This window comes from Paenibacillus sp. P4_A7 (assembly GCF_056402455.1).
On the sequence record NZ_JBFUHJ010000042.1, the window covers coordinates 1 to 11,932 of the forward strand.

At 52.2% G+C, this 11,932-nt stretch carries 9 protein-coding genes; all 9 read left to right on the top strand.

The window, feature by feature from the left end:
- Positions 1-306: 306 nt before the first annotated feature.
- The 9 genes from AC1DWN_RS08885 to AC1DWN_RS08925 all read left to right on the top strand — a co-directional run bounded on the left by AC1DWN_RS08885 (position 307) and on the right by AC1DWN_RS08925 (position 11,885).
- Positions 307-498, top strand: coding sequence for a hypothetical protein (locus AC1DWN_RS08885; RefSeq protein ID WP_477558542.1), 192 nt, complete (start codon positions 307-309; stop codon positions 496-498).
- A gap of 326 nt (positions 499-824) precedes the next feature.
- On the top strand, positions 825-1,799 hold the full coding sequence (locus AC1DWN_RS08890) for a hypothetical protein (protein ID WP_477558543.1): 975 nt from the start codon (positions 825-827) through the stop codon (positions 1,797-1,799).
- Between the two features lie 132 nt (positions 1,800-1,931).
- Positions 1,932-3,554, top strand: a complete 1,623-nt coding sequence (locus tag AC1DWN_RS08895; protein ID WP_477558558.1) for a glycosyl hydrolase 53 family protein — start codon at positions 1,932-1,934, stop codon at positions 3,552-3,554.
- A gap of 111 nt (positions 3,555-3,665) precedes the next feature.
- A complete protein-coding gene (locus AC1DWN_RS08900) occupies positions 3,666-5,771 on the top strand; it encodes a glycoside hydrolase family 36 protein (protein WP_477558544.1) in 2,106 nt (701 codons plus the stop codon).
- Entirely contained in the window at positions 5,768-6,835 is a 1,068-nt protein-coding gene (locus tag AC1DWN_RS08905) for a serine hydrolase domain-containing protein (protein WP_477558545.1), read from the top strand. The genes AC1DWN_RS08900 and AC1DWN_RS08905 overlap by 4 nt, the downstream gene beginning before the upstream one ends.
- A gap of 46 nt (positions 6,836-6,881) precedes the next feature.
- Positions 6,882-8,204 (top strand): glycosyl hydrolase 53 family protein, encoded by a 1,323-nt coding sequence (locus AC1DWN_RS08910; protein WP_477558546.1) that lies wholly within the window; start codon positions 6,882-6,884, stop codon positions 8,202-8,204.
- 69 nt (positions 8,205-8,273) lie between these two features.
- Positions 8,274-9,983, top strand: a complete 1,710-nt coding sequence (locus AC1DWN_RS08915) for an extracellular solute-binding protein (protein ID WP_477558547.1) — start codon at positions 8,274-8,276, stop codon at positions 9,981-9,983.
- Between the two features lie 86 nt (positions 9,984-10,069).
- Complete coding sequence (locus AC1DWN_RS08920; protein WP_477558548.1) at positions 10,070-10,984, top strand: ABC transporter permease; 915 nt, start codon at positions 10,070-10,072, stop codon at positions 10,982-10,984.
- 19 nt (positions 10,985-11,003) lie between these two features.
- Entirely contained in the window at positions 11,004-11,885 is an 882-nt protein-coding gene (locus AC1DWN_RS08925) for a carbohydrate ABC transporter permease (RefSeq protein WP_477558549.1), read from the top strand.
- Positions 11,886-11,932: the final 47 nt, after the last annotated feature.

Here is an 11,932-nt window from a genome sequence, read left to right on the forward strand (position 1 = left end):
CACTTCTTGAGCAAGGAAGTCATCTATCGTTTTAATAATCAAATTTGCTGTTCTCGCAGCTTCTTCTTTGCTTGTTGCGGGCATGATCAAGACGAATTCATCACCACCTAAATCGAAAGGGGATATCCTCTTTGCGGGTTGGACGAGGAAAACAAGAAAGTATCGGCCCATCTCCCCGCGGACGCGACTGCGTATTTCTTTACGATCGAAGACACGAGCGGACACGTTATCAGTTCTGATTTAACCATTAGCTGACCCATTGATTCGCGGAGCGTACGTCAAATAAGTTGACCGTCGGAGGCCCTCATGCTAGAAAGAGAATTGCCCCCTATTCAGACCTACGAAGCAAGAGATGGAAAATCGTTATGTTACCGCCACTACCTGGCGGATTCAAATAAAATCGTAATTTTGCTGCACGGAATTTCGGTTCGTATTGGTTGGAGAGAAGGAAGAGGTATTTATTCCTGGACAATACGAGCTGTTGTTTGCCCGGCATAACCAAGCCAGGGTCGCGATGATTCTGGATAGCGATCACGACGGCATCCTATCTTACAGAGGGGACTTTCTGGGAAGAGGAGAAATGGCTACTTGCGTTGAGGTAGTGATACTAGAGTTTGAATAAGAGCGGCTGAAGAAAATCCCGACACAACACAGTCGGGATTTTTTGCTGTATTTAGGATTGTTGAAGGGTACCCGTTACGTTAAGTAAACAGAGTTGCCGAAAGTAAAAATGTTTCCGTATAACCGCCGAAGAGCCATCGGATATCATAAGAGAGCAGAAGCAGCAGTTGCTTCGATTGATACGAACAAAGGAGAGCTGCAGGATGAAACTGATCGTAAAGGATTATGTAGTAGAACCGCTGCTTCGGCAGGGCGATCCGGGCACCGAAGGCATCGAGTACGGATTCGAGGGCGGTAGGGTCGTTCGGGTGAACGGGCAATTCCATCTGTTCACTTCGGAGATGGTGGGCAAACCGAGGTTCGTGAAAATGCGACTAGCCCATTGGAGAAGTCACAACGGAATGACATGGGAGCGGGTATCGACATTGTTCGAATCCAGCGGGGAATACGAAGGACAAGATCCCCGTGCATCCTTGTGGTCTCCCATGCCTATTTATGATAGCGCATGCGAGAGATGGAACTTATTTTACGTGGCGTACAAGTCCATGCCGAGCACGGACCAAGCTTGGTATGAGAATTTCGAAGGTAAAATTTGGCGTGCGGTTTCCGCGAAAGGAGGCAGGGAAGGAATCGGGGGACCGTACGAGAATGTCGGAATCATTATGGAACCAAGTGCCGCTTCAGACCCATGGGAAGGACTTCAAGGCACGGATTCGTTCTTTCCGTACGAAGCCGAAGGCCAATGGTACGCGTTTTATGGAAGCGCCAGGACGGAGAAGTTGCCCGTGACGTTCTGGGGCGTCGGATTAGCGGCTTCCGACCGGCTGGATGGCGGGTGGACGCGATGCTCCGAGCGTAACCCCGTCCTTATCGATGAGGTATGGATAGAAAATCCGGTCGTTACGCGTCTGGACGGCGGGACGTATATTGCCCTGTTCGATGGGGGGCCGGACCATGGCACCTTCGGCTACTCGGTATCCGAGGACGGCATTCATTGGTCCAAAGGAGAGTATTTGCACTTCTATACGGAGAAGGAGGGATGGGTAAAGGATATCCGTACGCCGCTCTCTTTGATTCTGAATGAGGATGGGACGTTCACGATCTATTACACCGCGTTTAACCATCAGCTGTTCGGATGTTTAGGCAAGGTCATTGTGGAATTGCAAACCAATCGCTAGGGAGGTTTTCAAATGATCAGCTATAAATCCGCCATCGTAAAAATCACTCTGTCCATCGTTCTTGCTCTCGTCTGCTGTATCTCGGCATTTAGCACTCCTGTAACGAATGCTACGACTCCGTTCCGTGTCGGCATGTCCATCAGTCCGTTCGTAGACTCGCAGCTGGCCGCGGGGGTGAAGTATAAAGACGCGTCGATGACTGCGGACACGATTGCCGAGTTGACGACACTATATAAAAACCACGGGGCGACCGAAGTGTTCGCAAGGGTGGCAACGGACGTCGCTTATCCAACCGTCGGAACGAACCATAGTCTTACCCGCGGTCTCGAACGGGCGGATACGGCGATTGCCGCCGGTTTGCCGCTTAACGTCGAGCTGGGGTTGTGGAAACATTATGGGGATTTCGCCGGGCAGCCGCAGCCGGATTTCTCCGAGTATCCCGCCATCACATTGCCGGGAGCTTGGGAAACGTTGACTCTCACGCAGATGACTACGATTCTTGAGCAGTACGGTGCGATCGTAGCCCAAGAATTCGAGGATGCTGGCGTATCGGTCAACATGTGGGACTTGGGCAACGAAGTCGATTTCGGAACGGCGGGCGTTTCGGTCGCGCCGATTCCCGGTTCGTATGACGCGGAGCAGGGGCCGAACTGGTACAAAGCTCCGAATGCCGTCGATCCCGATATAGGTACCGAGAGCGTCAACTCTCTGCTGGCCATGACCGAAGCCGCTCGGATTACCTGGCTGGAAACAAACTTGTGGCCCTATGAGGCTCAACTGTTGAACGCCGTWCGCGAAGGGATCTTGACCGTGTTTCCAGACGCTAGGTTTACCACGCATATCTCCCAATCGCTAAGTGCAAACTTCGCTATTGCTTTCTACGAAACGATGGAKGACAACGGCTTCCCTATAGATGAACTAGGTTTCTCGTTCTATCCAAGCGCCTTCGCCTCGTCCAGCGATAGCTTGCTAGTTTTCCAATACGCGATGAAGCAGGTACATGATTATTTCAACAAACCGCTATTCCTTTCCGAGTTCGCTTATCCGTCAGGCGCGATGAGCGGGACGTACGCGGGATGGGGCAATCAGCAGAAGGGATACTTGCTTAAGCCGAGTGGACAATCCGATCTGATGAGGGATTTAGCGAGTTGGGCTTCGGCTCTTGGCTTCTCGGGTATCCGGCCATGGGCTCCGGATCTTGTCTATAACGGCTATGGTTGGGAGCCGCTTGGTTTATTCAGCGCAACATTGTCTACCAATAAGACGAAGTCTGCGCATGCGACCGTGGATGCGATTGCCCAAGGCGCGGCGGCACCGGCGATCGATGCGATTCCCGCGCTCCTGGAGGGCTTCGAGAACAACAACTTTACGCAAAACGGATGGACGAATAGCGGAACGGATATCCAGACGACATACAAGTACGCGGGCAGCTACGCCGCAAGGTTCAACTCCAGCGATTCCTTGACGCATCCGCTCCTGTACGGCACCTATTTCTATCATGATGTTAAAGTCGAATATGCCCACTATTCCCGTAATTTCTCCAGCTCGCACCATTTTATCGTGGAATGGTTCGATGGAACGAACTGGAATATGCTCGAGGACGTGACCGGAACGTTCGGCTGGACGAAGAAGACGTGGACGCTTCCGGCAAGCGCGGCTAACAACATCGGCTTCCAGATTCGGTTCAGAACGAGCGGGAGTGGAAGTTTGAATTATGTTTATCTCGATGACGTTAAAGTAAGAGGCACGCTCTAGAAGGAATAAGCGGACTTCCCGTTCGGTTGCCGGATGGCGGCCTGGCGGGAAGTCCGTCTACTAACCGAAACGCAACGCATCATTAGCAATAGACACGGGGGCTATAGAGGAATGGACAATAAGATTGAGATACACGAGAACGGTATCCATATGGTGTTCGATATTGCAGACGACGGGGACGTGCGTCTGTTGCATCTCTCTTTGCAGCCGTTGGATGAGGCTTCGCTTGGGGAGGAGAAGAGAAGGCAGTCGTTCCGGATGGTTGAAGTGCAGGTGTCCGGCGAAGATCAGGATGATCATCACGGCTCTAAGCATCTGGGGACTACACCTGGTAAAGCATTGAAATACGCGGGGCATCGCGATTATCGAAACGGCAGCGGACGGAAGCTGGAAATCTCGACAGAGGGCGGGGGGCTGCGAGTCGATTGCCACTACCAACTTTACGACGGCATTCCGGTCATCAGAAGCTGGACCGAAATCGTGAATAGCTCCGATGAACCCAAGGGGATCGAATATGTCTCCTCGTTCGCCTTGACCGGCATAGCGAAGGAAGGACTTCGCGGCTGGGAGGACAAAGCGAGGGTTTATTTGCCGCACAATGCTTGGTGCGGAGAGTATCAGTGGAAGAGCTACAGCATTAGAGAGCTCGGATTGAACCGGGTGTATGATTTTTCGATGAAAAGAGTTTCCTGCCAAAGTTCGGGAACGTGGTCCACATCGGAGTTTCTGCCGATGGGCGCCATCGAGAATACGGATAACGGCGCGTTTCTTCTCTGGCAAATCGAGAACAACGGTTCGTGGCATTGGGAAATCAGCGACGTTGCCGGACAGTTGTACCTTCGGCTAAGCGGGCCGACCGATACCGAGAACCATTGGTGGAAGCAACTTCATCCGGGACAATCGTTCTCTTCCGTTCCCGTAGCCGTAAGCCTGGCGTCGGGCAGCTTCGAACAAGCAATTGGCGAACTCACTTCCTATCGCCGGGCGATGAGGAGGGAACACCCGGATAATAAGCGGCTTCCGGTTATTTTCAACGATTATATGAATTGCCTCAATGCCGATCCGACGTGGGACAAAGTAATGCCTCTGATCGAGGCGGCCGCGAAAGCGGGCTGCGAATATTACTGCGTGGATGCCGGATGGTATGGGGAAGGCTCGTGGTGGGACACGGTAGGGGAGTGGCAGCCTTCGGAACGCCGTTTTCCCGGAGGGATGAAGCCGTTGTTCGATCATATTCGATCCCGCGGCATGATTCCGGGGTTATGGCTGGAACTGGAAGTAATGGGCATTCATTGCCCGCTTGCGGGGGAAGTGGACGATAGTTGGTTTTTCCGGAAACACGGGAAACGGTTCATTGACCACGGCCGATACCAGCTCGATTTCCGCAACCCGGAAGTAATCCAATATGCCGATTCGGTCATACGCCGGGTCGTCGCGGAGTACGGGGCAGGATACATTAAAATGGACTACAATATCAATGCGGGCGTGGGAACGGAGGTTTCGGCGGACAGCCTGGGAGATGGTTTGTTAGGTCATAATAGAGCCTATCTATCATGGATCGAAAGCGTGCTGGACCGGTATCCCGAGCTCGTCATCGAGAGCTGCGCAAGCGGAGGAATGCGGGCGGATTATGCACTATTGTCCAGACTGAGCTTGCATTCCGCAACCGATCAATCCCATTACTTGAACAATGCCGTCATAGCGGCCGCCGCCGCGACCGCCGTCGCTCCTGAGCAGTGCGGCATATGGTCCTATCCCTCCCCGGAAGGCGGCCGGGAAGAAACCGTCATGAACATGGTGAACGCGATGCTCATGAGGGTTATCTTAAGTGGCAGATTGGATTTGCTCCCGGAAGATCAATTCTCGTTGGTTCAAGAAGGGATCTCTTTGTACAAACGCGTTCGCGGCGCGATTCCCGCAGGTATACCTTTCTGGCCACTTGGCCTGCCGAGCTTTCAGGAGCCTTGGCTTAGCTTCGGCCTGAAAGATGGCGACAAGCGCTGGCTTGCCGTATGGCGCTTACCGGGAGGGAATCCCGAATGTACGCTTCCGCTTGCGGACCTGTGGAATAAGGACGTTAAGATCAAATGCGCTTATCCCGCCAACGATCAAAGCGTCTATCGTTGGGATGCGGATAACGGGGAGCTTCATGTTGAGCTCACGCAATCGGGCAGCGCACGGATATTCGAGATTGAAGTGGGAGGAATGAAACGGTGAACGTAGATACGGCAATCTGCAATTCCAACGCTGCACGCTACGATGAGATCCTCCGTCTCCTATTCGAGGATCAACGGGTTCCCGGGTTCTCGATTGAGGTGCTAAAAAGAGGAAGGATCGTCTATCGATTGGCCGATGGGTTTTCCACGCCGAAACCTGGGCAAGGAAATCCCGTAAATTCGAATACGTTATTCAACGTAGGCTCGGTATCCAAGCTGATCACCGGCGCCGCGATCGTCAAACTGGTCGAAACGGGTTTGTTGAGCCTAAGCGACCCGGTCGCCAAACACATACCGGAATATCCATTCGATAAGATTACGCTGCTGCAACTTCTGACACACTCGGCCGGTTATGCCGCGAAGTTGGTGGACGACATCGGATTCCCGGAGCGCCAAGGCGATGTCCCCGCATTTCTCGAAAGGATCTATGCGATTAACGAGCTTCAATATGAACCGGGTGAAGGATCGGAATATTTCTCGGTGGGATACAGCATTCTCATGGATATCATCGAGCGCACGTCGGGATTGTCCTTCGAAGCCTATGTCAGGAAATACATTTTCGGACCGGCGATGATGACGCAGTCCACTTTCGATCCCGGCAATCTGGACGGAAAACCTTATGTGCTGCCGTGGGACGATCACAACGGGCAATCCCTCGTCAAGGAAGCAATGACGGGAGTGATGGGCGATCGGGGCCTTTATGCGACCGCCTCCGACTTAGTGCGTTTCGGCACCGTCTTCCTTAACGGCGGCACTTACGGAGCAGAGAGGACGACCCTTTTCTCGAAAGCGGCCGTTGAACTCATGCTGAGGGAAGTGTCGATGCCTGCGGGAGGCGATAAAACATCCATCTTCTGGAGGAAGGGAAAACAGGACGGCCATGGATGCTTCGGAGATCTTAATTCTCCAGAGGCGATCGGCCACACGGGATTCACGGGCTGCATGCTGCTTATCGATCCGGCGTACGAGACCGTCGCCGCTCTTCTCACGAACAGCTTGAAGTGGCATGGGGACTGGCGGAACTATCGGCAGCTGTGCAATCTCATGATGGCAATGGAAGGATGACTTGGGTGACAGACTCACTAAGGAGTCGACGGAAGGAGAGATAGAAATGTTTACGGAACGAGGGCGATGGATCAAGCTTTTACTGGTTCCTTCGCTGATGATTACCTCTAGCTGCTCTATTCAATCGGGTGACGAGGAAAGCGGGGACGAGCCTTTCCGAACGGCGATATCCGTGAGTCCGTTCACGGATAGCCAGATGAACAGAGGCATACTCTTCGAGGATGGCATCGGCAATACTGCGACCTCAGCATTTGAACTGCAGAAGCTGTTCATGGCGCATGGAGCGAACGAAATATATGTGCGCATTGCCACGGACCGGTACTCGACGGGAAGCGATACGGATCACAGCTTGGAGCTTGGCATCGAGAGGGCAAAGCTGGCTGCGGAGCTTGATCTCCCGCTTAATCCCGAGATCGCGTTGTTCAAGACCTACGGGGACGTGGCGGGACAACCACTTCCCGATTTCAGTGAATATCCGGAGATTAAAGTTCCGGGACGATGGAAGGAGATGACGGTCGAGGAGATGCTCCCGGTATTGAAGGCGTATGGCGCGTTGGTGGCTAAGGAACTCACGGCTACGGGTGCGAGGATTCCGATCTGGAACATCGGCAACGAGGTCGATTTCGGCACGGCCGGAGTAGCCGTCCGCCCTGCGGAAGGGGCGTTGGTGCTATACGGAGCGCCGGATGCCATCGATCCTTCGATAGGCGAACAGGATGTCATTACCCTGCTGCGCATGAATGTCAAGGACCGCAATGATTGGTTGGAGCGCTACCTGTGGCCGCATCAAGCAAAGCTCATGAACGCGGTTAGCGAAGGGATTAAATCCGTCGTGCCAGACACCAAATTCTCGACGCATATCGCGCAGGGCGCGATTCCCGAGTTCGCAGTCGCCTTTTACCGTGCTATGCTTAAGGGAGGCTTTAACATTGACGTAGCGGGCTTCTCCTTGTATCCGACCTCGATGGACGCGCCGCCTAGCCGGGTGGAGGCGTTTAAGACGACGGTGTCCGAAATGAAGAAACAGTTGAAACTGCCGTCGTTCCTTGCGGAATATGCCTATCCCGCGACGGAGATCGTCGATGGACCATACAGCGCGTGGAGCGCAAACAAAGAGAGCCGGTACGAGATTTCCGAGGAAGGGCAAGCAGCGATTCTACGGGACTTAACCGCTTGGGGAGCACGCAACGGCCTCGTCGGAATCCGTCCTTGGGCTCCTGATTTTATCGATCCCTCATGGAGGGAATTATCGTTCTTCGCCACGAGCGCTTCATCCGAGGGGGGCATCGTGAATAAAGCGAGACCGGTCATCGACGCCATCGCGCAAGGTTTACGGCTATCGGTAATGGAAGCGCAACCAAAGAAGTAAAAATAGTTTCCGAAAGTAAAAATGTTCGGCTTAAAAAGCGCTTTCGCACGTCGTATGATGTAATTGTAAATGATGCTATCAAGGGGGATTCACCAAATGGGAATGGCGAAGGGATTACAGAAACGATTATTCATTGCAGGACTTGCTTGCCTGATTGTGCTTGTAGGGTGCTCTAATAAGAATAACTCAGCAGGTTCAGCTCCCGCTTCTTCGGAACAGTCACCCTCGGCTTCGGCGGAAAGCTCGGCTCCTGCTGAGCCCACTGACGGTCCGATGACGAAGTACGAACAGCCGATCGACGTTACGATCGGACAGAGTAACTACGAAGCGGCTTCCTTCATTGACGGGGAAAGCGTGGATAATAACATCCACCATAAATTCAATCTGGAATACTTGAACATCAATTACAAGAACAAATGGGTTGTCGACGCCACGAAAGCGGGAGAGAAAGTTAACCTAGCGATCGCCAGCGATGATCTGCCTGATGTCATGAAGGTTGGCCTTAACCAATTGCAACTGTTGATCAAGAACGGTCAGGTCGAGGATCTAACGGACATTTGGGCGAAATACCCGACCGAAACTGTACGGAGCATGGCAGAGTACCAAGACAAGATTGCCTTCCTTCCTGCGTCGAAGGACGGCAAGATTTATGGTCTTCCGCTCGCAAGGGACTTCGGAGAATCGATCGGAATTATGTACGTTCGCCAAGATTGGCTCGATAAGCTCAAGCTTAAGGCGCCAACGACGCTGCAAGAGCTGGAAGCCGTGTCGAAAGCATTCGTGAACGACGATCCGGACGGCAATGGGAAGAAGGATACCTATGCTATCGGATTCGACAAGGAAATGGGCTTTGCATCGGGACAACCCATGATGACTTCCGTTGCGGCCGGATTCAAAGCTTATCCGAAGCTATGGGTTAAAGATGAATCGGGCAAACTCGCGTACGGCAGCATTCAGCCGCAGATGAAAGAGACGCTGGGCTACCTACAGAACCTGTATAAGCTTGGCGCGTTGGATCCGGAGTTCGCGGTCAAGGATTTCGCCAAGGYCACAGAAATGTACACGACTGGCAAGATCGGAATCTTGTTCGGAGTGTTCTCCGGCCCGATCTATCCACTGATGACGAACAAAGAGAAGGAACCGAACGCGGAATGGGCCGTGCTTCCGATACCTGCAGGTGCCGACGGTCAAGTTGCGCCGGCTGCGAGATCCTTCGTCAACGAGTGGATCGTCGTACGCAAGGGCTTCGAGCATCCGGAGGCCGTGATCAAGTCGATGAATCTATGGGCGGATATGTTTAACGGTCCAAACCCTTATAACGACAGATGGGCCGAAGCCAACGCAGGCGCTTATTCAGGCAAGGGAATCAATCTGTACGCGCTGCCCTATAACTTTGATTCCCCATATCAGAACCTCAAGAACGGCGAGAGTCTGCGCGCGGCGAAGGAAAGCGGGGACGAGAGCAAGCTGGACGTTCGGGAGCAATGGATTCTCGGCGAGAAAAACAAAGGCGGCGCTTACGGTTGGGCGATCGAGAAGACGTTCTACGAAGCAGAGAAAGTCCTCCTGGAATATAAGCAAATTCGTTATTCGGATTACCAAGGGGCTCCAACCCCATCGATGATCTCCAAGAGCCCGACGCTCGACAAATTGGAATTGGAAACGTTCATTAAGATCGTCATGGGCGCTCCGTTGGACGATTTCGATAAATTCGTCGAGAAGTGGCAAGCGTTAGGCGGCGACCAAATTACGAAGGAAGTCAACGAAGCCGCAGAATAACAAGCAGAAACGTCCTAAGCAGAGGAGCCTATTTCGTTGCAGTCCGGAACGGGCTCCTTTGTTTTACGACTTGGAGGTACTTACTTATGAAGACGCCTAAATTAAAAGCATTGAAGTGGAAACAAACTTGGCAGTTGCACGCCATGATCTTGCCTGGCATAGTATTCGTGCTGCTATTCGCGTATATGCCGATGGTGGGAATTACGATCGCATTTCAGGATTTCAATCCGACGAAGGGGTTCTTCGGTTCCGATTGGCTCGGTTTCGATAATTTCAAGTACATGTTCGAGCTCCCCGATACTTTCCGGATATTGCGGAATACGGTTATCATAGCGGCATTAAAGATTTTTTTCGGGTTTCTGGCCCCGATCTTATTCGCCCTTCTGTTAAACGAGATCAAATTGAAGTGGTGGAAAAGAGGCATTCAAACGTTCGTGTATTTCCCCCATTTCGTCTCATGGGTCATCATGGGAGGAATTCTCGTCAATATTCTGGCCTTGAAAACCGGAGCTGTTAATCAATTGCTAGGCGCGATTAACATTGATCCGATCTTCTTTCTCGGCGAACCCGGATGGTTCAGGGTTACGCYGATCGTGACCGATGTGTTGAAGGAATTCGGCTTTGGAGCCATCATCTACTTAGCAGCGCTAAGCGGAATCAGTCCGGATTTATACGAAGCAGCTATTATCGACGGAGCAGGTCGATTCAAACAGACATGGCACGTCACGTTGCCGGGAATCATGCATGTCGCGGTACTACTGGGTATTCTGAGCATCGGAAATATCCTGAACGCCGGGTTTGACCAAATCTTTAACCTCTACAATTATCTCGTGCTGGACAGCTCGGAAATTATTGACACTTGGGTATATTCCATGGGCTTGCTGCAGGCGCAATACGGTCTGGCTACGGCTGTAGGATTGCTCAAATCCGTCATCGCGTTCTTGCTGATCGCGGGATCGTACCGATTGGCTGTAAAGCTCGCCAACTATCGCATTTTCTGAGAAGGAGCATCCAACCATTATGAGAACCTACAACACTGTGGGCGGTATCGCCTTTCGCCTATTCAATTACGGGATGCTAACTTTTGTCGGCTTGCTTTGCGTCCTGCCCTTGGTCCATATTTTCGCGATTTCCCTCAGCTCCGCGGAGGCAGTCAATTCGAACGCGGTCGGATTATGGCCGGTCGATTTCTCGCTGGGCGCTTACCGTGCATCTTTCGATACCCCTTTCCTTAACTCGTTGAACATAACGCTGCAGCGGATCGTACTCGGAACGGCGATCAACATGATATTCACCTTCCTAATGGCTTATCCGTTGTCCAAAGAAAGCGATCGTTTTCCTTACCGCAACGTGTACGTGTGGATTCTGGTATTCACCATGCTATTTAGCGGTGGTTTGATTCCGACGTACATTCTTGCCAAATCGCTGCATCTGATCAATACGATTTGGGTGCTGGTGCTGCCGTCCGCTGTTAACGTGTTTTATATTATTTTGCTGCTGAACTTTTTCCGGCAGTTGCCCAAGGAAATCGAAGAGTCCGCACTAATGGACGGGGCTTCTTATTTCAAATCCATGTATAGAATCTATCTTCCGCTCTCCAAGCCGGTCATTGCGACGTTGGTGTTGTTCTGCATCGTGACGCATTGGAACGCATGGTTCGACGGAATCATGTTCATCAACGACACGGATAAATATCCTCTCCAGACTTATTTGCAGTTGCTGCTGCAGAAGTCGAAGAGCGTGCTATCGTTGGAAGATGCTAAGATGGCGGCGGAGGATGCGGCGAAAACCTCGATCTACGGTGCGAAAATGTTTCTGTCCCTCATTCCGATCATGGCGTTGTACCCGTTTCTGCAAAAGTATTTTACCGAAGGGATCGTCATCGGCGCAGTCAAAGGTTAACACCTGCCCATTCATCAAGTATAATTAATTTACGCTCTTAATTATAC